Source organism: Brevundimonas denitrificans, assembly GCF_030160755.1.
Lineage (GTDB): Bacteria > Pseudomonadota > Alphaproteobacteria > Caulobacterales > Caulobacteraceae > Brevundimonas > Brevundimonas denitrificans.
In genome coordinates, this window is sequence record NZ_BSOY01000008.1 from 21,101 (window position 1) to 44,921 (window position 23,821).

Here is a 23,821-nt window from a genome sequence, read left to right on the forward strand (position 1 = left end):
GTATCCCCTCTCGTTCGAAACCGGAGCGTGATGCCTCGGCCTTCTGACGACAAGAGGCATTGGCGGCGGCGTACAGATGCGAAACCGCAGGTGAAACTTTCGTAAGGCCGGCGAAACCGCCTAGAAGGGCGGATCAAGGGAGCCGCCATGATCGACCGTCGCATCCTGCTGGCCGGGCTGGCCGCCGCGCCGATGGCCGCCTGCGCCTCGGCTCCCCCGTCGGCCGGGGCGGCGCGCGGTTCCGAACTGACGCTGGTCACCTTCAACATCTGGCACAATCAGGGCGACTGGGCCGCACGCCTGCCGTTGCTGGTCGCCGCCATCAGGGCCGAGAACCCCGACGTCATCGGCCTGCAGGAAGTGCTGGAAGACGCCGCCGTCGGCCTGCCCAACCAGGCCCGGACGATCGCCGACGCCCTGGGCGGCTATTCGGTGCAGTTCGTCTCCACGGATCCGGAGGGCGCCCCGCGCCGCTACGGCAACGCCCTGCTGAGCCGCCTGCCCGTGATTGGAACCGATTCCCGCAAGCTTCAGCCGCTGGACGACTATCGCACCGCTCTCCGGGTCCGCGTCTCGCTGGGCGAGCGGGCGGTGGACGTCGTCAACACGCACCTCGCCTGGCAGGCCGATGCGGCGGCCGTGCGCGCGCGCCAGATCGCCGACCTGGTCTCCATGTTGCCGCAGGACGGCGCGCCCCTGATCGTCATGGGCGACTTCAATGCGGTGCAGGAGGATGCGGGACTGGCCGCCCTCACCGGCCCGCGTTTCTTCAGCGCCCTGCCGCGCGGAACGACGGCAACGACCCTGAACCCGGCCAAAGGTCATCCGAACCGGGTCATCGACCACATCTTCGCCGAGACAGCCGGCTTCGCCCCGGTGCGCGCCTCCGTGATCGGCTCAGAGCCGGTGAACGGCGAATATCCGTCCGACCATTTCGGCGTGGCGGCGACCGTCAGCGTGCGCTGAACGGGGTCCTCAGACCGCCCCTGAAACGTCGCGACAGCCACAGGGCGGCGATGGCGGTGACCGCGGCCCCGGCCAGCATGGCGGCGGCGGGCTGGAGCGCGGCGCCCAGACTGTCGCTCATCGGCCCGACCACCGGAATCAGCGCCCACAGCACCGCCACCGCGGCCACCGCCCAGGGCACGAGGGCGCCGACGGTCATCCACGCCCGGCGCAGGGCGATGGCTTGGGCCATGCGGGCCTGAAAGGCGTAGTCGCGCGCGGGCGGGGCCTCGGCGGCGAACAGGGCGGACAGTTTCTGTTCAGGCGTCATCCGGACCTCCCAGCGCCTTGAGCAACCGCGCCCGTCCGCGTGCAACATGCGACTTCACCGTGCCCAGCGGCAAGCCCAGGGCCATCGAAGCCTCGCCATGCGACCAGCCGTCGGCCAGGCACAGGGCCACGCAGGCGCGCACATCCGGGGGCAGCTCCGCCATCGCCGCCGTGACGGACATCCGGTCTTCGGGCGAGATTCCGGCGGGCGTTTCGACCGTCTCCAGCCAGATATTGTCGCGGGCGGCGCCGCGCCGCGACGACCGGATGCGGTCCTGAGCCTTGCGCCATGCGATGCCGCACAGCCAGGCGCGGACCCCGGCCGGCTCCTTGAGCGATCGTAATGACCCCCAGGCCGCCAGAAAGGCGTCCTGCGCCACATCGTCCGCCTCGGCCCAGCCGCCGCCCAGCATCCGCCGCAGGAAGCCGCGCACCGACGCCTGATGCCGTTCGATCAGGCGTGAAAAGGCCGCGTCCGAGCCGGCGAGCGCGCGGCTCACCAGCTCGGCGTCGGTCTGTAGTCCCCCCATGGCCTGCGTCCCCGGTCAGCATCAGGCCCCCGGGCCGCGTCCGCCGCTGCGCAGGGCCGAGACCAGCGAGGCCAGGCACAGGGCGCCCAGGACGAAGCTGACAATCAGGAAGGCGTCGCCCGCGCCATAGATGTCGGACCAGCTGGCATAGGCGAAGCCGGCGGCCATGACCCCGAACAGCACCACGGAGAACCACGACCCGTCGCCCGGGCGGCCAGCCTGATTGCGGGTCTGCCAGGCGTCGTCGTCGGCGTCGATCGGCCGATCCAGCACCTTCAGCAGGGCGGCGGGCGGCTCCTGCCCCTTCTCGGCATAGGTCTGGATCAGCTTCAGCGTGTCTCTCTGACGCCGGTAGTTGAGCAGGCTCGAAAAGCCCGAGGCCAGGAACCAGCCGAGCGGAAAGATCAGCCACCAGTAGGAACGGAACAGGTCTTCCATCGTCATCACCCCTCGTCGCGCCAGGCCCATCGCCCTCGCTTTCATAGGGTAGTCGGCGCCGGCGTCGCCAGTGGATGCGCCCGGATGGATTTTTCCGACGCGGCGAGGAATGATCGGCGTGCAACGTCGGTCGCCGCCCTGCGTTGGCAAGCGGCGCCCCTTCCACCCCCGACCGGAACCATCCCATGGCTCAGATCACCTATCGCATCGTCGAACACGACGGAGGCTGGGCCTATCGGGTCGGCGACACCTTCTCCGAGACCTTTCCGGACCACGACTCCGCCCGCGCCGCGGCCGTGGCGGCGTCGCGCGAACAGAAGGTCCCCGATGAGGACACCCTGATCGAATATGCCGACCCGTCGGGTAACTGGATCACCGAACGCGCCGACGGCCACGACCGGCCGGAGGTCGACGTCGAGGGCTAGGTCAGGACCGACGCGTACCGCTCCGGCTTGAACCCCACCAGGGTCCGGTCGCCCGTATCCAGCACCGGCCGTTTGATCATCGACGGCTGGGCCAGCATCAGGGCGACGGCCTTGTCCGCATCCAGGTCCGCCTTGTCGGCGGCCGGCAAAGCCCGGAAGGTCGTGCCGGCTCGATTCAGCACCGTCTCCCAGCCGTGCTCGGCGACCCAGGCCTCCAGCCGCGGCCGGTCGATCCCGGCCTTCTTGTAGTCATGGAAACTGTGGGCGACGCCGTGCTGATCCAGCCAGACACGGGCCTTCTTGACGGTGTCGCAATTGGGGATGCCGTAAAGGGTCAGGGTCATGACGCCTGTTTGCCCAGCGCCCCCGGGAATCGCAAGGCGGCGCCCGGGGTTTGCATTTAACTCTCTGGTTTAATATAGGAGATTGGCCAGCAAAGGAGAGCCGCCATGACCGCCCTGCCCCCGCGTCAGAAGATCATCCCCTGCCTCTGGTTCGACAAACAGGCCGAGGAGGCCGTCAGCTTCTACGTCTCGCTGTTGCCGGACTCCCGCATCGACGCCGTCATCCGATCGCCCGGCGACTACCCGAGCGGCAAGGCCGGCGACGTCCTGCTGGTCGAGTTCACCCTTGGGGGCAACCGCTATACCGCCCTGAACGGCGGGCCGCATTTCAGCTTCACCGAGGCCATCTCCCTGCAGATCGACTGCGAGGACCAGGCCGAGGTGGACCGGCTGACCGAGGCCCTGTCGGCCGTGCCCGAGGCCGAGCAGTGCGGCTGGGTCAAGGACCGCTACGGCCTGTCGTGGCAGATCGTCCCCTATGCGATGAACCGCTACCTCGCCGATCCCGACCCGGCCGTCCGCAGGCGCGTGTTCGAGGCCATGATGCATATGAAGCGGCTGAACATCGCCGAGCTTGAACGCGCCGTGCGCGGCTAGTCGTCATCCGCTTCCCGGCTGCCGGCGACAACGGGTGTCGGCGGGCCCGCGAGCGCCATGTTCAAAGCCTCGCGATCCAGTCCGTTCTCCCACTTGGCCACCACGATCGTGGCCACGGCGTTGCCGATGAAATTGGTCAGGGCGCGGCATTCGCTCATGAACCGGTCGACGCCGAGGATCAGGGCCATGCCCGCCACCGGCACGCTCGGCACCACCGCCAGCGTCGCCGCCAGGGTGATGAACCCGGCCCCCGTCACGCCCGCCGCGCCCTTGGAGCTCAGCATGGCCACGGCCAGCAACAACAGCTGGTCGCCCAGCGACAGCTCCACCCCGCAGGCCTGGGCGATGAACAGGGCCGCCAGCGTCATATAGATGTTGGTGCCGTCCAGATTGAACGAATAGCCCGTCGGCACGACCAGCCCGACCACCGACCTGTCGCAGCCGGCGCGGCCCATCTTCTCGATCAGGCTGGGCAGGGCGGCTTCGGACGACGAGGTGCCGAGCACCAGCAGCAGCTCCTCCTTCAGGTATCGGATCAGTTTGAAGATCGAGAAGCCGTTGAACCGCGCGACGGCGCCCAGCACCACCACCACGAACAGGGCCGAGGTCAGGTAGAAGGTGGCCACCAGGGCCGCCAGATTGATCACCGACTCGATGCCGTAGCGGCCGATGGTGAAGGCGAAGGCCCCGAAGGCCCCGATCGGCGCCGCCTTCATCAGGATGGCGACCAGTTTGAAGAAGGCCTCCGACACGCTCTCCAGCACCGTCATCACCGGCTGGGCCCGCTCGCCGATGACGGCCAGCGAAATGCCGAACAGAATGGCGAAGAACAGGACCTGCAGGATTTCGCCGCCGGCGAAGGCGCCGACCACGGTCTCGGGAATGATGTTCATCAGGAAGGCGACGATGTCGGTGTCGTGCGCCTTGGCGACATAGGTCTCGACCGCCGCCGGATCCAGCGTCGCCGGGTCCACGTTCATGCCCGCCCCGGGCCGCACCACATTGGCCACAATCAGGCCGACGACCAGGGCCAGGGTCGAGAAGGTCAGGAAATAGGCGAAGGCCTTGCCCACCACCTTGCCCAGCTTGCCCAGGTCGCGCAGGTGGGCGATGCCGGTGGCCACGGTCAGGAAGATCACCGGGGCGATGATCATCTTCACCAGCCGGATGAAGGCGTCGCCCAGCGGCTTCAGGCTTTCGCCGAAGACCGGCCAGAAATGCCCGATCAGGGCCCCGAGGCTGATGGCGACCAGCACCTGGAAATAGAGATGGGTCCAGATCGGCTTGCGCGCCGGGGGCGGCAGGGGCGCGGCCGGCCCCGGCACGGCGACGCCGGGCGCAACCTTCGTCACGGTCGGGGCGCGCTTGCGAACCCCGGCGGATGTCGTGGGCTTGCGCGCCATGGCCGTCCCCTCCCCTCGCGGCCCGGTGGCCACGACTCGCGGACGTCAGCCTAGAGCGACTGCCCGTCGGTTCACAGCCTCAGGCCGTCGCCACCCGCGCGAGGTCGGCGGTGATCCGTTCGGCCACCTTCAGCCGGTCCGCCGCCGTGTCCCACTCGCCCTTGACCACGATCTTCTGGTCCGGCCGGATCTTCCAGAAGGCGTGGTTCTTCTGGATCAGCCCGACCAGCCCCATCGGATTGGGGAAGGCGTTGTTGCGCAGGGTCAGCACAGCTCCCTTGGGCCCGATGTCGATGCGCTCGATACAGGCCGTCTTGCAGTTGGCCTTGATGCCGACGATGCGCAGCAGCTGTTTCGCCTCGTCCGGCAGCGGCCCGAACCGGTCGATCAGTTCGGCGGCCAGCGCCTCGCGCGTCTCGGAGTTTTCGGCGTCGGACAGGCGACGATAAAGACTCAGACGAACATTCAGGTCCGGGACGTATTCCTCTGGAATCAATACAGCTGCGCCGACATTGATCGCCGGCGACCAGCCGCGGTCGACGACCCCGCCGCCCTCGCCCGACTGGCGCAGCTCGGCGACCGCGTCCTCCAGCATCTGCTGGTACAGCTCGACCCCGACCTCGCGGATATGGCCCGACTGTTCGTCGCCCAGCAGATTGCCGCCGCCGCGCTGGTCCAGATCGTGGCTGGCCAGCTGGAAGCCGGCGCCGAGGTTGTCCAGCGACTGCAGCACCTGCAGCCGCCGCTCGGACGACAGGCTCATCGGCTTGTTCGGCGGCGTGGTCAGATAGGCGAAGGCCCGCGCCTTGGCCCGCCCGATCCGACCGCGGATCTGGTGCAGCTGGGCCAGGCCGAACATGTCGGCCTTGTGCACGATCAGGGTGTTGGCCGTCGGCACGTCCAGCCCGCTCTCGACGATGGTGGTCGACAGCAGCAGGTCGTAGCTGCCGTCGTAGAAGGCGCTCATCACGTCTTCCAGCTGGGTCGGCGACATCTGGCCGTGGCCGACGACGAATTTGATCTCGGGCACCTTCTCGCGAAGGAACTGCTCGATGTCCGGCAGGTCCGACAGGCGCGGCACGACATAATAGGCCTGACCGCCGCGATATTTCTCGCGCAGCAGGGCCTCGCGCACCAGCACCGGATCCCACGGCGTGACATAGGTCCGCACCGCCAGACGGTCGACCGGCGGGGTGGCGATGATCGACATCTCGCGGATGCCCGACAGCGCCATCTGCAGCGTCCGCGGGATCGGCGTCGCCGTCAGGGTCAGCAGGTGGACGTCGGCGCGGAGGCCCTTCAGCTTCTCCTTGTGCTTGACCCCGAAATGCTGCTCTTCATCAACGATAACAAGGCCCAGATCCTTGAACCCGACCTGATCGCTCAACACCGCATGGGTGCCGACGACGATCTCGAACGAGCCGTCCTTCAGTCCCGCCCGCGTCTCGGCGGCATCCCTGGCCGTCACCATCCGCGACAGGTGGCGCACCTTGACCGGCCAGCCGGCGAACCGCTCGCTGAAGGTCTTGAAATGCTGCCGCGCCAGCAAGGTCGTCGGGCAGACGATGGCCACCTGCTGGCCGGTCATGGCCACGACGAAGGCGGCCCGCAGCGCCACCTCGGTCTTGCCGAAGCCGACGTCGCCGCAGATCAGTCGATCCATCGGCGTGCCCTTGCCGAGGTCCTCCAGCACGTCGCCGATGGCGTTCAACTGGTCGTCGGTCTCCTCATAGGGGAAGCGGGCGCAGAATTCGTCGAACAGGCCGTGCGGCGGAACGATCGGATCCGAGCTGCGCAGCGACCGCTTGGCGGCAAGGGCGATCAGCCCCTCGGCCATGTCGCGCAGACGGGCCTTGGCCTTGGCCTTGCGCGCCTGCCAACCGGCGCCGCCCAGCCGGTCCAGCTGCGCCCCGTCGGTCTCCGAGCCGTAGCGGGTCAGCAGGTCGATGTTCTCGACCGGCAGATACAGCTTGCTGTCGCCGGCGTAGAGCAGCTCCAGGCAGTCGTGCGGCGCCTGCTGGATCTCCAGCGTCTTCAGGCCCTCATAGCGGCCGATGCCGTGGTCGAGGTGGACCACAAGATCGCCGGTCGTCAGAGCGGAGGCCTCGGCGAGGAAGTTCGACGCCCGCCGCTTCTTCTTCGGCCGCGCCAGCCGGTCGCCCAGCATGTCGGTCTCGGAGATGACGGCGACGGCTTCCGTCTCGAAGCCATGTTCGACCGGCAGAACCCCGCGCAGATAGATGTCCTTCGGCGCCGTCTGGACATCGGCCCAGTTGCGCACCGCGACGACGTGCTCCAGTCCGTGGTCGGCCAGCATGGCCGCCAGACGCTCGGACGAGCCCTCGGTCCAGGAGGCGAACAGCACCCGTTTGCCCGCCGCCTTCAGCGCCTGGGCGTGGCGCGCCACGGCCTCGAACAGATTGACGCTGTCCTGGGCCCGTTCGGCGGAGAAACTCCGCCCCAGCCGGCCGCCGGCGTCTTCGCCGGGTCCGTGGAAGGGCGACAGCCGCCGCACCCAGCGGCCGGCCAGTGCGTTGTTCCAGTCGCTCTCGCCCAAATACAGCCGCTCGGGCGGCAGGGCGCGGTAGGCCGCCCCGCCCTTGCCCATGGCGGCGTCGCGCCGGGCCTCCCAGGCGTCGCGGGTCAGGTTCCAGCGCTCGCTCCGCGCCGCCTCGACCTGGTTGTCGAGGAACAGGCGGGCATCGTCGGGCAGGTAGTCGAACAGGGTCTCCAGCCGGTCGTAGAGCAGCGGCAGCCAGTGCTCCATGCCCTGCCGCCGCGCGCCCTCGCTGATGGCCGCGTAAAGCGGATCGTCGCCGGCCGCGCCGAACAGGGCCAGATAACCGGTGCGGAAACGGGAGATGCTGTCGGCGTCCAGCAACGCCTCGGAAACGGGCGCCAGATGCACCTCGCGCCGCTGGCCGGTCGAGCGCTGGGTGTCGGGATCGAAGGTGCGGATCGACTCCAGCTCGGAGCCGAACATGTCCAGACGCACCGGCTCCTCGAAGCCCGGCGGATAGACGTCGATGACCCCGCCGCGGATGGCGAACTCGCCCTTTTCCGAGACAGTCGAGGCGCGCATATAGCCGTTGGCCGCGAAATAACGCTCCAGCGCCGCCGTATCGAGGTCGAGGCCGACCGTGGTCTGGAATCCCGCCCCGTTGGTCACCTCGCGCGGCGGCGTGCGCTGCATGGCGGCGCCGACGGTGGTGACCACCAGCATCGGTCTTCGGTCTCCGGGCGCGCGCTGCGCCAGCCGGGTCAGGGCCGCCATCCGCTCGGCCGAGACCGACGAGGTCGGGCTCAGCCGGTCATAGGGCAGGCAGTCCCAGGCCGGGAATTCGACGATCTCGATGGCGTCGGCGAAGAAGCCGAAAGCCTGAACGAACTCGCCCATGCGGGCGTAATCGCGGGCCACGAACAGGCCGACGCCGCCCTCGGCCTTCAGCCGCTCGGCGACGACCAGGGCGTCGAGCCCCTCAGGCGCGCCGCCCAGCTCCTGGTCGCTGCGTTGGGGAAGGGCGCCGTCCATCAGCCGGCCCCCTCGGCCACGGCCGCGGCGACATGGTCGCGCATGAAGGTCCGCAGCTTGAACATCAGAGCGGTGTCGTGCGCCGCCGGCGTCGGCTCCGTTCCGGTGATCCAGGCGTAGATCCGGTGATCGTCGTCCTCGGCCAGCAGGGCCTCGAGGCAATCCAGTTCGCCTTCGTCGAGCGTCGGCCCGACCTGATCCACGAAGGGACCGAGTACGAGATCGGCCTCGCGGAATCCACGCCGCCACGCCCGGAAGGTGATCCGGCCCAGTCGTTGCTTCAGACGTGCGTCAATATCGGCCACAAGGTTCCTTGCCCGGTCGGTCAGGTTCAATCGCGCAGCGGAGATAGCGTTCCACACGCGGTTTCGCCAGCTATGCTGTCGTCGCATGCGGCCGCAGATTCTCTTTCCCCTGTTCGCGGAGGTTTCCAGCCTGAAGGGCGTGGGGCCGAAGATCCTGCCGCTCGTCCAGAAACTGGCCGGGCCGCTGGTCCGGGACCTCCTGTTCCTCTCGCCCTCCGGACTGATCGTGCGCCGGCCGATGACGGCGGCGAACGCGGTCGAGGGACAGGTCGGGATCTTCGAAGTCGTGATCGACCGGCTGATCGTCCCCGGCAAGCCCGGCGTCCCGATCAAGGTCCGCGCCTCGGATGACACCGGCTTCGTCCACATGATCTGGTTCGGCGGCTCGGCCCAGCACATCGACCGCCTGTTGCCCAGGGGCCAGAAGCGGCTGGTCACCGGCAAGGTCGAACGCTATCTGGCCGAGGTCCAGATCGTCCATCCGGACATCTACACGCCCGAACAGGCCGGCGAGATCGCCGCCATCGAGCCGGTCTATCCGGCGACCCAGGGCCTCTCCTCGCGGGTGGTCCGCAAACTGGTGCAGACGGCGCTGACGCATGCGCCGGAGCTGCCGGAATGGCAGGACCCGGCCTGGATGGCGAGGAACCGGTGGCCGGGCTGGCGCGCCGCGCTCGAGACCCTGCACGCGCCGACCTGCGAGCCCGAGCTGGAGCCCGACGCTCCGGCCCGCCAGCGGCTGGCCTATGACGAACTGCTGGCCCATCAGCTGGCTCTCGCCCGGCGCCGACGCGCGCGCCAGATCACCCCGGGACCGCGGATCACGCCCGGCGAGGCCTCGGCCCATCTTCTGGCCGCCCTGCCCTTCGACCTGACCGGCGCCCAGGTCCAGGCCGTGGCCGAGATCCGCCGCGACCTGGCCTCGGGCGAACAGATGGGCCGGCTGCTCCAGGGCGACGTTGGTTCGGGCAAGACCGCCGTCGCCGCCCTGTCGCTGGGCGACACGGCGGCCTCGGGTTTCCAGGCCGCCTTGATGGCCCCCACGGAAATCCTCGCCCGCCAGCACTGGCAGCGCCTCGCGCCGATGCTCGAGGCCGCCGGGGTCCCCACCATCCTGCTGACCGGCCGCGACACCCCCGGCGAACGCCGCGCCCGCCTGGCGGCGCTGGCCTCCGGCGAGGCCAGGGTCGCCATCGGCACCCACGCCCTGTTCCAGGACGCCGTCCGCTTCGACCGGCTGGCGCTCGCCGTCATCGACGAACAGCACCGCTTCGGGGTCAACGAACGCCAGCGGCTGCAGGCCAAGGGCGATCCGCGCACCGGCGGGGTCCATCTGCTGACCATGTCCGCCACGCCGATTCCGCGGACGCTGGAGCTGACCCAGTACGGCGAGCTGGAGGTGTCGCGCCTGACCGAGAAGCCGCCGGGCCGTACCCCCGTCACCACCGCCGTCCTGCCTCTGGCCCGCATCGGCGAGGTGGCCAAACGGCTCAAGGCGGCGATCGACAGCGGCGCCCAGGCCTACTGGATCTGCCCGTTGGTAGCCGAAAGCGAGGCCATCGATCTCGCCGCCGCCGAGGCCCGCGCCGCCGACCTGCGCCGCATCCTGAAGGTCGAAGTGGGTCTGGCGCACGGCCAGATGCCGGGACCGGAACGCGAGGCGGTCATGGCCGATTTCGCAGACGGCCGCATCCCGTTGCTGGTCGCCACCACCGTGGTCGAGGTCGGCGTCGATGTGCCCAACGCCACCATCATGGTCATCGAACACGCCGACCGCTTCGGCCTGGCCCAGCTGCACCAGTTGCGCGGCCGGGTCGGGCGCGGGGCCAAGGCCAGCGCCTGCATCCTGCTGTACGGCGGCGGCGACGACGGGCTCGGGGAGACCGCGCGGCTGCGACTTGAGACCCTGCGCCGCACCGAGGACGGGTTCGAGATCGCCGAGGAGGATTTCCGCCTGCGCGGCGGCGGCGATCCGCTGGGTCTCAAGCAAAGCGGCTTCCCGGCCTATCGCTTCGCCGACCCGATCCGGCACCGGTCGTTGCTGCTGGCGGCGGCCGACGATGCGCGGCTGGTGCTGGGCCGCGATCCGGACCTGACCTCCCCGCGCGGCGAGGCGGTCCAGGTGCTGGAAGCCCTGTTCGACTGGCGCAACGACCGGCCGGGGATCGACTAGGCGGGCAGACGTGCCTGCCAGACGGCCAGCCGCGCCTGAACATCGGCTTCAATATCGCCATAGAACAGATTGTAGGGACGGGATTTTCTTCGGTCCGCCCAACTCCCGGTCTCACGGAACGACTCGGTCCTCGGCTCGGTGTGGCGCAGCAGGCCGTCGCGGCACTGGGTGGCGATCTCGCGGGCCATCAGGGCCGGCCGCACGCCCCATTCCAGCCCGGTGGCGTTGGTCGCCCCCTGATGCAGCCGGGCCTCGACCGGAGATGTGTCGGTCGAACCGGTCACCGGGTTGACGCACAGGGCGGCGCGGCCCGCGAGGTCAACCAGCCGCCCCCGTTCGTCCCAGACCAGCGCCCGCCGCAGCCGGCGCCGTCCCGCCCCGTCATTGCCCTCGCTGACCGGCGACCAGGCCACGATGCAGCCGACCCGGGCGCGGCTGTGGCAGGCCGGAACCTGCGGCGACAGGCCATCCACAGCGACCACGACATCCATCAGATAGGCGGCGACCAGCCGCGCGCGCAGGGCGGGGTCGTCGGCCACCCGCTCGCGCACCAGCCGCTCGACCAGATCGCCGCCCTGCTCCACGCCGGCCAGTACAATGGGGCCGTCCGGGTGGCGCGCGATCCAGGCGTCAAAGGCGGCGGCGATGTCGCCCCAGGCGAAGGCCCGCGCCTCGCGCGCATCGTCGCGCAGCGTCAGCCGCGTGTAGAGGCTGCCCTGACGATAGCGCGGCGCGCTGATCTCCCCCGCCCGGGCGAACGGCCCCGCATAGTTCGGCAGGACGACGCGTTTCAGCCAGGCGTCGGCTTTCGGGTCTCCGATCGGCCCGTTCCATTCGCGGCCGCCGTCATAGGTGGTGGAATGCACGAAGAAGACCGCTGCCGGACCGGCCTCAGGCGCCCGGGCGTCGCGCAGCGCCCAGGCCGTCGGGTCCCGGTAGTCGGGCGCCGGCGGGGGCGTATAGGTCTGGAACGGCGCCTGCGGGTCGAGACTGGCTCTCAGGATGTCGCCGCGCCACACCGCCACCGCCGTGGCCAGTACCAGCACGACGGTCAGGCCGATCCAGCCGACCCATTGGCGCAGGCTCATCCGGCCGATCGTCATCGATACGGGTCCGCCGTGGCCAGGAAGGCCTGGACGTAGCGACGAACGCCTTCCTCCAGCGGCGTCGACTGCCCCTGGAAGCCCGCCGTCCGGACCCGGTCCATCCGGGCCTCGGTGAAATACTGGTACTTGTCGCGGATGCTCTCGGGGGTGTCGACATATTCGACACGGGGCGGCTTGCCCGCCGCCGCGAAGGTGGCATGGGCCAGGTCGAGAAAGGACCGCGCCTGTCCCGAACCGGCGTTGAAGATCCCCGAGACGTGCGGCGCGTTGAGCAGCCATTCGACGATGTCGACCACATCGTCGACGAAGACGAAGTCGCGCATCTGGCCGCCGTCGGCGTAGTTCGGATTGTGCGAGCGGAACAGGGTGACCGGCTCGTCGGCCTGCACCTTCGGCCAGATCTGGGCCACGACCGACTTCATCCCGCCCTTGTGGCCTTCGTTCGGCCCATAGACGTTGAAGAATTTCAGCCCCGCCCACTGGCTGGGCGACTGGCCGCGGTCCGACTGGCGCGCCGCATACTGGTCGAACAACATTTTCGAGTAGCCATAGGCGTTTAGCGGCCTGAGCGACGCCAGCGCTTCAAGGCTGTCGTCATCCTCGAACCCGCCGTTCCCGTCGCCATAGGTCGCCGCCGACGAGGCATAGATCAGCCGGGCGTCGCGCAGGCTGCACCAGTCCCAGATGTCCCGCGACAGGCTGAAATTAGTGCGCAGGATCAGGTCCGCATCCGGCTCGGTGGTCGAGGAAATGGCCCCCATATGGACCACGGCCTCGATCGAATCCGCGTGCCGCTCCAGCTGTTCGAACAGCTCCTCCGGCTGCCAGAAGTCGGCGATCGGGTGTTTGGCGATGTTCTTCCACTTGCCCAGCGATGCGTCTTCCAGACGGTCGCAGACGACCACGTCCCGCCGGTCCTCGGCGCATAGCCGGGAGACGACGTTGGAGCCGATGAAGCCCGCGCCGCCGGTGACCACGATCATGCGCCGGCTCATGTTTCGTCCTTCATCTTCTCGATCGTCTTCGTCGTCGAATAGCCGTCCTCGAACGTGGCCAGTCTGACCTCGCCGCCCCAGCTCTCGACCAGATCGCCGCCGACCACCCCCTCGCGGGTGTAGTCCGCCCCCTTGATCAGCACATCGGGCCGCAGCCGCTCGATCAGGGCGATGGGCGTCGGGTCGTCGAAGGCCGTCACCCGGTCCACCGACTGCAGCCCGCCGATGACCACCGCCCGGCTGTCCAGATCATTGATCGGCCTGCCCTCGCCCTTGAGCCGCCGCACCGAGGCGTCCGTGTTCAGCGCCACCACCAGCCGGTCGCACCAGCCGCGCGCCTGGGCCAGATAGGCGACGTGGCCGCGGTGCAGGATGTCGAAACAGCCGTTGGTGAAGCCGACCTTCAGCCCCTGCCGCTTCCAGCCCTCGACCACATGCGCCAGCTCCTCCAGCGGCATGACCTTGGCGTGGGCCCCGGCGGCGTGCTGGCTCATCTCGGCGTCGATCAGCTCGGCCGGGGTGACCACCGCCGTGCCGGCCTTGCCGACCACCACGCCCGAGGCGAGGATGGCGAACTCCACCGCCGTCTCCAGCGAGGCGCCCGCGCCCAGCGCCAGACCCAGGGCCGCCAGACCGGTGTCGCCGGCGCCCGAGACGTCGAACACCTCCCGCGCCCGGCCCGGGAAATGCCGCACCGGCCCGCCGCGCCGCATCAGGCTCATGCCCTTGCCGGCCCGGGTGACCACCACCGCCTGAACCGTCGTAGCGTGCAGCAGCGCCTTCAGCGCCGCCTCGATCTCGGCGTCGGTCTCCACCGGCAGACCCGTGGCCCCGGCCAGCTCGCTGGCGTTTGGCTTGATCAGATCGACCGCGCCATAGCGGGCGAAGTCGCGCCCCTTGGGGTCGACCACGACCGGCGCGCCGGACTCTTCCGCCGCCGCCAGCGCCTGGGCGATCACCAGGTCGCTGACGACACCCTTTGCGTAGTCAGACAGCAGATAAACGTAAGCGCCCGTAAAGGCTTCGCTTTCATCGCCCATCAGGGCGGCGGCCTCCTCGTCGAGCCGCAGCAACTGCTGACCCGCGGCGACGAAACGCGTCTTGACGATGGTGGCGACCCCGGAGCGCCGTTCGATCGCATCCTCGATGCCCGGCTCCGCCGCGACCAGCGCCGCCAGCTCGTCTCCGGCCGCGTCCCGGCCCGCTACGGCGCCCAGTCGCGCGATCCCGCCCAGCGCCGCGACGTTGCGCGCCACATTGCCGACGCCGCCGGGCATGGCCGTGATCCGGCGGGTGCGCAGGACCGGGATCGGGGCCTCGGGCGAAATCCGGCTGACCTCGCCATAGACATACCGGTCCAGCATCAGGTCGCCGACGCAGGCGACCTTGACCCCCCGGACCCGCTCCAGCAGGGCCTGCAATTGTCCGAGATCGAGCGTCCGTTCAGCCATGACCCTGGCCTATCGGATTCACGCGGCCTTCGCCATCCGCGCCTTGGTCAGGTCGTCATAGGCGATCAGGTCGGCGGCCAGCGCCTCGAACTGGTCCAGCGGCACCATGTTCGGACCGTCGGACGGCGCGTTGTCGGGGTCCTGGTGGGTCTCCATGAAGACCGAGTCAACGCCCACGGCCACGGCGGCCCGCGCCAGCACCGGCACGAACTCGCGCTGCCCGCCCGAGGACGTCCCCTGCCCCCCCGGCTGCTGCACGCTGTGCGTCGCGTCGAACACCACCGGGCAGCCGATCTCGCGCAGGATCGGCAGCGACCGCATGTCGCTGACCAGGGTGTTGTAGCCGAAGCTGGCCCCGCGCTCGCAGGCCATGACGTTCGGATTGCCCGCGCCGACCACCTTGGCGATGACGTTCTTCATGTCCCAGGGCGCGAGGAACTGTCCCTTCTTGATGTTGATCGCCTTGCCGGTGGCGGCGGCGGCCAGCAGCAGGTCGGTCTGGCGACAGAGGAAGGCCGGGATCTGCAGCACATCCACCGCCTGGGCGGCGATGCGGCAATGCTCCTCGGTGTGCACGTCGGTCAGCACCGGCAGGCCCGTGACCTCCCGGATCTCGGCGAAGATCGGCAGCGAGCCCTCGAGGCCGAAGCCCCGGGCGGCGGTCGCCGATGTGCGGTTGGCCTTGTCGAAACTGGTCTTGTAGATGACGCCGACGTTCAGCCGCTCGCCGATCTCCTTCAGCGCATGGGCCATCTCCAGCGCGTGCTGGCGGCTTTCCAGCTGGCACGGGCCGGCGATGAAGACGATGCGTTGTCCGCCGCCGATGGAAACGGGGCGCTTCAGCCCGTCCTTGATGTCGATGATGGCGTTTGGCTTGGACAAGGCGGATTTCCCGGAGTTGCGGCTTGGCGACGCGCGGCTGATGCCGCACTTGTGCGGCGATCAGGTGGCGTCGAACACTGAGGTTCGCAAGCTATCAGGAGCCCGCACGCATGACCACCGAGGCCGGAGACAGACCCGTCATCCTGTGGTTCCGCCAGGACCTGCGCCTTGCCGACAACCCCGCCGTCGTCCACGCCGTTGAGACGGGCCGCCCGATCCTGCCGCTCTATATTCTCGACCAAGGCCCTGCGACGCTTCAGACGGGCGCAGCGTCCCTGTGGTGGCTCGACAAGTCCCTGCGCGCGCTGGACGCCTCGCTGCGTGCCCGCAGCTCCCTCCTCATCCTGCGTCGCGGAGACAGCGAGGCCGAACTCCGCCGCCTGATCGACGAGACCGGCGCCGACGCCGTCTTCCTGAACCGCCGATTCGAACCCGACGCCTTCGCCCGGGACGCCGACATCGCCCACGGGCTCCAGGCCGACGGCGTGGCCTGCAAGGGCTGGAACGGAACCCTGCTGGCCCGGCCCGGGTCGGTGCTCAATGGATCCGGCCAGCCGTACAAGGTCTTCACACCCTTCCACCGGGCCCTTCTGGCCGCCACTGTCGCCCCGCCGCCTGCGCCTGCGCCCGCCGACATCCGGACGCTGCCTGAACCCGCTTCTGATGACATCGACGCCTGGGGCCTGCACCCCACCCGCCCGGACTGGTCGCACGGCTTCAACTGGACGCCCGGCGAAGCGGGTGCGGAGGTCGCTTTGGCGACCTTCCTGTCACGCGGCCTCAAATCCTACGGCAAGGGTCGCGACATCCCGGCCGAACCGGCGACCAGCCGCCTGTCGCCCCATCTGCATTTCGGCGAGATCAGTCCATGGCGTGCCGTCGAAGCCGCCCGTTCCGCCGCCGCCGACGGCCGCGCGCCCGCCGCCGAGGCGGACAAGTTCGTCGCCGAGATCGGGTGGCGCGAATTCTCCGCCCACCTGCTCCACGCCTTCCCGCAGATGACCGACAAGGCCTTCCGGCCCGAGTATGACGCCATGCCCTGGCGTGACGACCCTGCCGCACTCGAAGCCTGGAAGCGCGGCCAGACCGGCTATCCGGTCGTGGACGCCGGCATGCGCGAGCTGTGGGCGACAGGCGTCATGCACAACCGGGTGCGCATGATCGTCGCCTCCTTCCTGATCAAACACCTGCTGATCGACTGGCGTGAAGGCGAGCGGTGGTTCCGGGATACGCTGGTCGACGCCGATCTCGCGTCGAATGTGCAGAATTGGCAGTGGGTTGCTGGATCCGGGGCCGATGCTTCCCCGTACTTCCGAATCTTCAATCCGGTGACGCAGGGGCAGAAATTCGATGCAGACGGCCGATATGTTCGCCGGTGGGTCCCGGAACTCCGCGGAGTCCCCGACCGCTGGCTCCACGCGCCCTGGACCGCGCCGCCCGAGGTCCTGCGCGACGCCCGCGTCAGGCTCGGCGGGGACTACCCTCGTCCGATCGTCGATCACGACGCCGCCCGCAAGCGTGCGCTCGCTGCGCTCGGGACCATCGTCGCCGCTCGTGCCGCCGAAGGGGATTGACGGGCGGACCGCCGATACCCAACCTTGCCAGTCATGACGTCGGTCACCGCCGAGCGCATCGAAACCGCCGCCCGCACGCCGCGCGGGTTCACGCTGCTGCTACGCCTGCTGGCCGCCAACTGGACCTTCGGCCGGCTCACGGTCCTGCTCCCCAACGGCGAGACCCACCTGCTTGACGGCCCGCAGCCGGGACCGGCGGCCATCTTCGACATCAAGGATTACCGCTTCGCCCGCCGCGTGCTGGCCTCGGGCGATATCGGTTTCGCCGAGGCCTATATGGCCGGCGAATGGGAAAGCCCGCAGCTCGCCGCACTGCTGGAATCCTTCGCCCACAACTATGAACACATCCGCCGGCTGGCGGACGGCAATCCGCTGATGCGGGCGATCAACTGGCTGTCGCACCGGATGAACCGCAACAGCCGGTCCGGGTCGAAGAAGAACATCCACGCCCACTACGACCTCGGCAACGCCTTCTATGCGTCCTGGCTGGACTCGACGATGACCTATTCGTCGGCCCGCTTCACCCGCGCCGGCATGGCGCTGGATGCGGCCCAACGCGAGAAATACGCCTCCCTCGCCCGGCTCATGGACCTGCGGTCCGGCCAGTCCGTGCTTGAGATCGGCTGCGGCTGGGGCGGGTTCGCCGAGTTCGCGGCCCGGGAGGTCGGCGCCCGGGTCACCGGCATCACCATCTCGCAGGAACAGTATGACTTCGCCCGCCAGCGGATATTCAACGCTGGCCTGGCCGAAAAAGCCGATATCCAGCTGATCGATTATCGTGACGTCCAGGGCCGGTTCGACCGCGTCGCCTCCATCGAGATGTTCGAGGCCGTGGGTATCGAATACTGGCCGGCCTATTTCGGCAAGATCCACGACGTGCTCGAGCCCGGCGGCCGCGCCGGCCTGCAGATCATCACGATCGAGGACGCCCTGTTCGGCGGCTACAACAAGCGCACCGACTTCATCCAGAAATACATCTTCCCCGGCGGCATGCTGCCGTCGGAGGAGAGTCTCAAGCCGGTCATCGACCGCGCCGGCCTCGAATGGCGCACCGTCGAGCGGTTCGGCCAGGACTACGCCGACACCCTCAAACTCTGGGACGAGCGTTTCCAGGCGGCCTGGGGCGACATCCGGCGCATGGGCGGCTTCGACGAACGCTTCCGCCGACTGTGGCGCTTCTATCTCGCCTATTGCGAGGCCGGATTCCGCTCGGCCCGGACCGATGTGATCCAGCTGGCGCTGACCCGCGCCTGACCGATTCCCCGGTCGGTGCTAGGCTGTCGGCATGGCCTCTCCCCTGATCTCAACCGCCGACCTCGCCGCCCGCCTCGGCGCGCCCGCGCTGCGCCTTGTCGACGCCAGCTGGCATCTGGACGGGCGCGACGGCCGGCCGGATTTCGAGGCCGCCCGCCTGCCCGGCGCCGTCTTCTTCGATCTCGAGGCCAGTTCCGATCCGGACAGCCCCCTGCCGCATATGCTGCCGACGCCCGCCTTGTTCGCGGCGCGGATGGGCGGGCTCGGCATCGCGGCGGACGACAGCATCGTGGTCTATGACACGGTCGGCATCCGCTCTTCCGCGCGGGCGTGGTGGATGTTCAAGGCCATGGGCGCGCCGGACGTCCGCGTCCTCGACGGCGGTCTGCCGAAATGGATCTCGGAGGGCCGGCCGATCGAAACGGGGCCCTCGACGCTGCCCGCGACCTCGACCTTCACCCCCCGCCCCCGGCCGGAGATCGTCGCCGACATCGACGCCGTCCGCGCCGCCCTTCAGGCCGGCGAGCAGGTGCTGGACGCCCGCGCCGACGACCGGTTCGCGGGCCGGGCCGCCGAGCCGCGCGCGGGCCTGAGGTCCGGACACATGCCGGGCGCCCTCAACCTGCCCTTCCCCGGCGTTCTCAACCCCGACGGCACGATGAAGCAGGGCGAGGCGCTGGCGCGGGCCTTCAGCGCGGCCGGCGTCGATCTGGACCGCTCCGTCGTCACCACCTGCGGCTCCGGAGTCACCGCCGCCATCCTCAGCCTCGGGCTCGCCGTGCTGGCCAGGCCCTCGCGCCTCTACGACGGCAGCTGGGCCGAATGGGGCGGACGGGCGGACACCCCAGTGGCGTCCGCCCCCGCCGCCTGAGCCTCAGTTCGCCGGGGCAACGTCCGGCAGTTTGAGGTCGTCCGGCACGATCGCATCGCTCTCGCCGCGCGACACCACCGTCGCCGCCACCAGATCGCCGGTGACGTTCAGGGTCGTGCGGCACATGTCGAGGAAGCGGTCGACGCCGAGGATCAGGCCGATGCCCTCCGCCGGCACCCCGACCATCACGAGGATCAGGGCGATAACCGGCAGCGATCCCGCCGGCACGCCGGCCGTGCCGATGCCGCCGAGGATGCAGACCAGCATCACCACCAGCTGCTGCTGCAGGTTCAGGTCGATGTTGAAGAACTGGGCCAGGAACAGGACCGTGACCCCCTCGAACAGGGCCGTGCCGTTCTGGTTGGCCGTGGCCCCCACGGTGAGCACGAAGCGCGAGATGCGACGCGGCAGCTTCAGCTTCTCTTCCGCCGCCTTGATCGCGATCGGCAGGGTGGCGTTGGACGAGGCGGTGGAGAAGGCCACCACGAAGGGCTCGCGGACGCCGTTGGCGAACTTCAACGGGTTCATCCCGCCGAAAATCCAGACCAGCAGCGGATAGACGATGAACATGTGGATCGCCATCGCGCCTACCGCCACGCCCGCATAGGCGCCCAGCTTGAGCAGAAGCTCCCAGCCGAACACCGCCGAGAGGTTGAACATCAGGGCGGCGATGGCGATCGGAGCCAGTTTGATGACGAGGTTGATCAGCTTCATCATCACCTCGAACAGGCCCTGCAGCGTCTGCTGAAGGGCGTCCGTGGCCGGCGACTTGGCCATGACCATGCCGATGCCGAAGATCAGGGCGAAGACCATCACCGGCAGGATCTGGTTCTCCGCCGCGGCGGTGACGACGTTGGACGGGATCATGTCGAGGAAGAACTGGCCCGCCTCGATCGATTTGGGCGCATTGCCGACGATGGCCGAAGCCCCTTCGGCGCCCTGGGCCAACAGCTGCTGCGCCAGCAGGGGATCGACCCCGTCGCCGGGACGGAACCAGTTGACCATGCCCAGGCCGATGCCGACGGCGATGGCCGAGACGAGGATGGTGAAGACCAGGGTCTTGAAGCCGACCCGGCCCAGCGATTTCAGATCGCCCATCTCGGCGACGCCGACCGCCAGGGCCGCGAACAGCAGCGGCAGGACCAGCATGAACAGCAGGCGCAGGAAGATCTGGCCGACCGCCTGGATGATGTCCATCACCCACGGCAGCACCTCAAGGCCGTTCAGGTTGACGTAAAGCCCCCCGCCCATGCCGGCGGCGAAGCCCAGCAGCATCCAGAGATAAAGCGGGATCCCGCCACGTTTCGTCGTTTCCATCTTTCCCCCTGGCGCCTGTCCCGGCGTCCTATCGAATCGGCAAGGCGTAGATCAGCCCCGCCGGTCTTGCGTTCCATTGTGCGTTAAGCCCACGGGCCAGGTCGAGCGAGGAATCCGTCCCGACGTTACGCGAGAAGATTTCACCGTAGTTGCCCTCGGCCTCGATCGCCGCCTTCGCCCAGTCCTTGCGCAGGCCGAGCATCGGTCCGGCCTCGCCCTCGACGCCGAGCAGGCGGCGGACGGCCGGATTGGGAGAGTCCTCGGCCATCTGGTCTGCATTATCGCTGGTGACGCCCAGTTCCTCGGCGAGAATCAGGGCGTTCAGGGTCCAGCGCACGATTGAGGTCCAGGCCTCGTCGCCCCGCTTGACCGCCGGCCCGAGGGGCTCCTTGGAGATCACATCCGGCAGTATGGCGTGCTGTTCCGGATTGGACATCGTGGTCCGCGCCGCCGCCAGGGCGGAAATGTCCGCGCTCAGGGCATCGCAATCCTCCCGCGCATAGGCCGCCCGCGCCGCTTCCTCATTGGCCCCGACCACCGGCGTGTATTCCAGCGACCGGGCGCGGAACCAGTCCGCCACGTTCAGCTCCGTGGTCGACGAGCGCTGCACGCACACGCGTGCGCCGTTCAGTTCGGCGGCCGTGGCCAGATCCAGCGACCGGCGCACCAGAAAGCCCTGACCGTCATAGTAGTTGATCCCGGCGAACCGCACCCCCTCCTGGGCCTCCCGCGTCAGGGTCCAGGAGGTCGAGCGCCACAGCACATCGACCCGGCCGCTGCGCAGCGCCTCGAACCGCTGGCTGCCCGTCAGGGGCACGAAGCGGACGGCGTTGGCGTTGCCCAGGACCGCCGCCGCCAGGGCGCGGCAGAAGTCGGCGTCAAAGCCGCGCCATTCGCCGCGATTGTCCGTATAGGCGAAGCCGACGAGTCCCTCATGAACGCCGCAGTTCAAACGTCCGCGCCGCTTGATGGCCGCCAGGGTCGGGCTGGCGAACTCCGGCGCGGCGGTCTGGCTTTGGGCCGCCGGGTCGGCGCCGTCTCCGGCCTCGCCCGCACGCTCGCCGCGCCCGCAGGCGGCGAGGGTCAGGGCCAGGACGGCGAATAGCGCAAACGCGGCGCCGCCCGCCGTCTTTCGCCCCGTCGATTGTGCCCGCATCCGCGCCTCGCCGAAATTCGTCAGACCTTGCGCCCCGCCTGCTTTAGAGGCCTTTGAAGGCTGAACCGCAACCCTCCGTTCCGGCGCGCATGACTGATCGAACCGACCGCACCCGCCTGATCGCCTCCGCCACCCGCCGCGGCAAGGGCCGCCGTCCGGTCGCGCCGCCGATCGAGCGGGCCTCGACCCTCCTCAACGACACGCCCGGCGCCATGCGCGACGACAGCCAGGGCCCGGTGTACGGCATCGAGGACCTGTCGGCGGCCCGCGAACTCCGCGACCTGCTGTGCGACCTCGAAGGCGCCGCGGACGCGTGGCTGGTCCCGTCCGGCCTCGCCGCCGTCACCGTGCCCCTGACCGCCCTGCTGCGTCATGGCGACGAGGTCCTGACCACGGACGCCCTCTACGGCCCGAGCCGGCGATTTCTCAGGCGGCATCTGGGCGCGCGCGGGATCACGACGGCCTTCCACGCCGCCGGCGCCGCGACCGATGACATCCTCGCGGCGATCACGGACCGAACCCGCCTGCTGCTTATCGAATCGCCCGCCTCCCTGACCTTCGAGATGCTCGACGTCCCCGCCCTCGCCGCCGCCTGCCGGGCGCGCGGGGTCCTGACCGTGATGGACAACACCTGGGCATCGGGTCTCGCCTTCAAACCACTGGCGTTTGGCGTCGACGTCAGCGTCCAGGCCGTGACCAAATATGTCGCCGGCCATTCCGACCTGCTCATGGGCTCCATCGCCGTCGCCGATCCGAAGGTCGGTCGGGCCATCGCCGAGACGCTGGAGGACCTCGGCTGGCGGGTCTCGCCCGACGACGCCTGGCTGGCCCTGCGCGGCCTGCGCACCCTGCCCCTGCGCTATCTGGAACAGGCCCGTTCGGCCCGCATGGTCGCCGACTGGCTGAACGCCCGGCCCGAGGTCGCCGAAATTCTCTATCCCGCCCTGCCCGGCGCGGCCGGCCACGACCTGTGGGCGCGCGACTACGCCGGCGCCGCCTCCCTCTTCGGCGTGGTGATGCGGGGCGGCGGCGAAGCCGCCGCCCACGCCCTCATGACAGCCCTCAAACTGTTCGGCCTCGGCTACTCCTGGGGCGGCTTCGAAAGCCTGATCACCCACGAGACAGGACAACTGTCGGGCCGGCGATGGCCGCCTGTGCTGGCGGGGCAGCTCCTCCGCCTGCACGTCGGCCTCGAAGACCCGCACGACCTGATCGCCGACCTCGAAAGCGGCCTTGCCGCCTGGCGCGCCGCGCTCAGCTGACCCGGGCGGGCCCGCTGGCCGGCAGCCGCGTCACGATCCAGCCGCCCAGCAACGGCGCCGCGACGGCCGCGATCTGCATCCACAACGGATGCGGGATCATCAGGATGTTGGCGACCCCGCCCAGCACGATCAGGCCCACGATCACCCATCCGGCCCAGTCCTTGCGCGACAGACGTCGGGCCAGCCAGCCGCCGGCCAGGGCTGCCGCGAACCAGGCGAACACCACCCAGGCCTTGGCCGCCAGCGAGGCCGAGGCCACCATCTGCTTCAGGTCTTCAGGATCCGCCGGATCGAGGCCTGCGGGCGGCGGCATCGCCGCGTGACCGGCCATCTCCAGCCCCATCAACACCGCGAAGGCCAGCAACACGCCGGCGACGATTCCCAGAACAGTCCTCAACATTGAACGTCCCCTCCAGAACATCTGGGGGAACCCTAGCGGCTCGCGGCGCCGGCGACAGCTGAAAATTGCTCCGCCGACCGTGGCGCGCCCAGCAGGACTCGAACCTGCAACCGTCCGCTTAGAAGGCGGGTGCTCTATCCGGTTGAGCTATGGGCGCCCAGGAACCGCGCGCCTCAAGTAGCGCGAAGCGCGGTTGGCGCAACAGACGTCAGTGCGTCCAGGGCTGTTTGCGGCCGGTGGCGAAATTGTCGGCATAGGCCTTGAGGATCACCGGCGGGTCCTGCGGCTCATGCAGGCGGAAAGGGATGCCGTGCCGCTCGGCATAGGCCACGGCCTCCTCGGCCGAATCGAAGCTCAGCCGCACCTGGCCGTTCATGTCGCTGGAGCTGGTCCAGCCCATCAGCGGGTCGATGGTGCGCGCCGACGCCGGTTCGAACTCGAGCCGCCAGCCTCTGGACGAGGCCTTGCCCGACTGCATCGCGGTCTTGGCGGGGCGATAGATGCGGGCGAGCATGACCAATCCTCGTGACG

23 protein-coding genes and 1 tRNA gene are annotated in these 23,821 nt (G+C 69.3%); 8 read left to right on the forward strand and 16 right to left on the reverse strand.

All coding sequences use genetic code 11. The annotated features are described in order from the left end of the window. Positions 1-147: 147 nt before the first annotated feature. Positions 148-966, forward strand: a complete 819-nt coding sequence (locus QQJ79_RS03230; RefSeq protein WP_284221052.1) for an endonuclease/exonuclease/phosphatase family protein — start codon at positions 148-150, stop codon at positions 964-966. On the opposite strand, the gene QQJ79_RS03235 is transcribed toward QQJ79_RS03230, so the two are convergent. The 3 genes from QQJ79_RS03235 to QQJ79_RS03245 are packed head-to-tail and all read right to left on the reverse strand — an operon-like array spanning position 953 to position 2,249. Beyond that, the gene (locus QQJ79_RS03235; protein WP_284221053.1) at positions 953-1,276 is read right to left on the reverse strand and encodes a hypothetical protein; all 324 of its coding nucleotides are present in this window, start codon (positions 1,274-1,276) and stop codon (positions 953-955) included. The two genes, QQJ79_RS03230 and QQJ79_RS03235, sit on opposite strands and share 14 nt — an antisense overlap. Further along, positions 1,266-1,805: an RNA polymerase sigma factor gene (locus QQJ79_RS03240; RefSeq protein ID WP_284221056.1), complete on the reverse strand. Its 540-nt coding sequence runs from the start codon at positions 1,803-1,805 to the stop codon at positions 1,266-1,268. The genes QQJ79_RS03235 and QQJ79_RS03240 overlap by 11 nt, the downstream gene beginning before the upstream one ends. Before the next feature lie 21 nt (positions 1,806-1,826). Then, the gene (locus QQJ79_RS03245) at positions 1,827-2,249 is read right to left on the reverse strand and encodes a hypothetical protein (protein WP_348521769.1); all 423 of its coding nucleotides are present in this window, start codon (positions 2,247-2,249) and stop codon (positions 1,827-1,829) included. Positions 2,250-2,428: 179 nt separating this feature from the next. On the opposite strand from QQJ79_RS03245, the gene QQJ79_RS03250 reads away from it, so the two are divergent. Continuing rightward, complete coding sequence (locus tag QQJ79_RS03250; RefSeq protein ID WP_284221058.1) at positions 2,429-2,668, forward strand: hypothetical protein; 240 nt, start codon at positions 2,429-2,431, stop codon at positions 2,666-2,668. Here the strand turns inward: QQJ79_RS03250 and QQJ79_RS03255 are convergent. Beyond that, complete coding sequence (locus QQJ79_RS03255; protein ID WP_284221060.1) at positions 2,665-3,012, reverse strand: ArsC family reductase; 348 nt, start codon at positions 3,010-3,012, stop codon at positions 2,665-2,667. The two genes, QQJ79_RS03250 and QQJ79_RS03255, sit on opposite strands and share 4 nt — an antisense overlap. Before the next feature lie 105 nt (positions 3,013-3,117). Between QQJ79_RS03255 and QQJ79_RS03260 the strand changes: the two genes are divergently transcribed. Continuing rightward, positions 3,118-3,609 (forward strand): VOC family protein, encoded by a 492-nt coding sequence (locus tag QQJ79_RS03260; protein ID WP_284221063.1) that lies wholly within the window; start codon positions 3,118-3,120, stop codon positions 3,607-3,609. Here the strand turns inward: QQJ79_RS03260 and QQJ79_RS03265 are convergent. From QQJ79_RS03265 to QQJ79_RS03275, 3 genes are all read right to left on the reverse strand, one after another. Next, on the reverse strand, positions 3,606-5,012 hold the full coding sequence (locus QQJ79_RS03265; protein ID WP_284221064.1) for a dicarboxylate/amino acid:cation symporter: 1,407 nt from the start codon (positions 5,010-5,012) through the stop codon (positions 3,606-3,608). The two genes, QQJ79_RS03260 and QQJ79_RS03265, sit on opposite strands and share 4 nt — an antisense overlap. A 79-nt stretch (positions 5,013-5,091) precedes the next feature. Then, positions 5,092-8,544 carry a transcription-repair coupling factor gene (mfd, locus tag QQJ79_RS03270; protein ID WP_284221065.1) on the reverse strand — a complete coding sequence of 1,151 codons (3,453 nt, stop codon included), beginning with the start codon at positions 8,542-8,544 and terminating at the stop codon, positions 5,092-5,094. After that, on the reverse strand, positions 8,544-8,849 hold the full coding sequence (locus tag QQJ79_RS03275) for an FAD assembly factor SdhE (protein WP_284221066.1): 306 nt from the start codon (positions 8,847-8,849) through the stop codon (positions 8,544-8,546). The genes mfd and QQJ79_RS03275 overlap by 1 nt, the downstream gene beginning before the upstream one ends. Positions 8,850-8,934: 85 nt before the next feature. On the opposite strand from QQJ79_RS03275, the gene recG reads away from it, so the two are divergent. Continuing rightward, the gene (gene recG / locus QQJ79_RS03280) at positions 8,935-11,022 is read left to right on the forward strand and encodes an ATP-dependent DNA helicase RecG (protein ID WP_284221068.1); all 2,088 of its coding nucleotides are present in this window, start codon (positions 8,935-8,937) and stop codon (positions 11,020-11,022) included. On the opposite strand, the gene QQJ79_RS03285 is transcribed toward recG, so the two are convergent. The 4 genes from QQJ79_RS03285 to kdsA are packed head-to-tail and all read right to left on the reverse strand — an operon-like array spanning position 11,019 to position 15,456. Beyond that, positions 11,019-12,125: a DUF3089 domain-containing protein gene (locus QQJ79_RS03285; protein WP_284221070.1), complete on the reverse strand. Its 1,107-nt coding sequence runs from the start codon at positions 12,123-12,125 to the stop codon at positions 11,019-11,021. The two genes, recG and QQJ79_RS03285, sit on opposite strands and share 4 nt — an antisense overlap. After that, positions 12,122-13,123 (reverse strand): ADP-glyceromanno-heptose 6-epimerase, encoded by a 1,002-nt coding sequence (rfaD, locus tag QQJ79_RS03290; RefSeq protein WP_284221072.1) that lies wholly within the window; start codon positions 13,121-13,123, stop codon positions 12,122-12,124. Before rfaD ends, QQJ79_RS03285 begins: the two co-directional genes overlap by 4 nt. Then, positions 13,120-14,574, reverse strand: a complete 1,455-nt coding sequence (rfaE2, locus tag QQJ79_RS03295; RefSeq protein WP_284221074.1) for a D-glycero-beta-D-manno-heptose 1-phosphate adenylyltransferase — start codon at positions 14,572-14,574, stop codon at positions 13,120-13,122. Before rfaE2 ends, rfaD begins: the two co-directional genes overlap by 4 nt. 18 nt (positions 14,575-14,592) lie before the next feature. Then, positions 14,593-15,456: a 3-deoxy-8-phosphooctulonate synthase gene (gene kdsA / locus QQJ79_RS03300; RefSeq protein WP_284221075.1), complete on the reverse strand. Its 864-nt coding sequence runs from the start codon at positions 15,454-15,456 to the stop codon at positions 14,593-14,595. A 110-nt stretch (positions 15,457-15,566) separates the two neighbouring features. Here kdsA and QQJ79_RS03305 point away from each other — a divergent pair, with 110 nt between their 5' ends. From QQJ79_RS03305 to QQJ79_RS03315, 3 genes are read left to right on the forward strand one after another with little or no spacing between them, the layout of a single operon-like run. Continuing rightward, positions 15,567-17,030 carry a cryptochrome/photolyase family protein gene (locus QQJ79_RS03305; RefSeq protein ID WP_284221077.1) on the forward strand — a complete coding sequence of 488 codons (1,464 nt, stop codon included), beginning with the start codon at positions 15,567-15,569 and terminating at the stop codon, positions 17,028-17,030. A gap of 33 nt (positions 17,031-17,063) precedes the next feature. Further along, positions 17,064-18,284: an SAM-dependent methyltransferase gene (locus QQJ79_RS03310; RefSeq protein WP_284221080.1), complete on the forward strand. Its 1,221-nt coding sequence runs from the start codon at positions 17,064-17,066 to the stop codon at positions 18,282-18,284. 31 nt (positions 18,285-18,315) lie between these two features. Next, positions 18,316-19,155, forward strand: coding sequence for a sulfurtransferase (locus tag QQJ79_RS03315; protein ID WP_284221085.1), 840 nt, complete (start codon positions 18,316-18,318; stop codon positions 19,153-19,155). A gap of 3 nt (positions 19,156-19,158) precedes the next feature. Here QQJ79_RS03315 and QQJ79_RS03320 read toward each other — a convergent pair whose 3' ends face one another. Together QQJ79_RS03320 and QQJ79_RS03325 are read right to left on the reverse strand one after the other, a co-directional pair. Beyond that, positions 19,159-20,472, reverse strand: a complete 1,314-nt coding sequence (locus QQJ79_RS03320; RefSeq protein WP_284221087.1) for a dicarboxylate/amino acid:cation symporter — start codon at positions 20,470-20,472, stop codon at positions 19,159-19,161. 28 nt (positions 20,473-20,500) lie between these two features. After that, complete coding sequence (locus tag QQJ79_RS03325) at positions 20,501-21,628, reverse strand: amino acid ABC transporter substrate-binding protein (RefSeq protein WP_284221088.1); 1,128 nt, start codon at positions 21,626-21,628, stop codon at positions 20,501-20,503. An 89-nt stretch (positions 21,629-21,717) separates the two neighbouring features. On the opposite strand from QQJ79_RS03325, the gene metC reads away from it, so the two are divergent. Beyond that, a complete protein-coding gene (gene metC, locus QQJ79_RS03330; protein ID WP_284221090.1) occupies positions 21,718-22,890 on the forward strand; it encodes a cystathionine beta-lyase in 1,173 nt (390 codons plus the stop codon). Here the strand turns inward: metC and QQJ79_RS03335 are convergent. The 3 genes from QQJ79_RS03335 to QQJ79_RS03345 form a co-directional block, all read right to left on the reverse strand. Next, positions 22,883-23,290 carry a hypothetical protein gene (locus QQJ79_RS03335; RefSeq protein WP_284221092.1) on the reverse strand — a complete coding sequence of 136 codons (408 nt, stop codon included), beginning with the start codon at positions 23,288-23,290 and terminating at the stop codon, positions 22,883-22,885. The two genes, metC and QQJ79_RS03335, sit on opposite strands and share 8 nt — an antisense overlap. Positions 23,291-23,370: 80 nt before the next feature. After that, positions 23,371-23,447, reverse strand: a tRNA-Arg gene (locus tag QQJ79_RS03340). Positions 23,448-23,498: 51 nt separating this feature from the next. Further along, positions 23,499-23,804: an ETC complex I subunit gene (locus QQJ79_RS03345; protein WP_284221095.1), complete on the reverse strand. Its 306-nt coding sequence runs from the start codon at positions 23,802-23,804 to the stop codon at positions 23,499-23,501. Between the last annotated feature and the right edge of the window lie 17 nt (positions 23,805-23,821).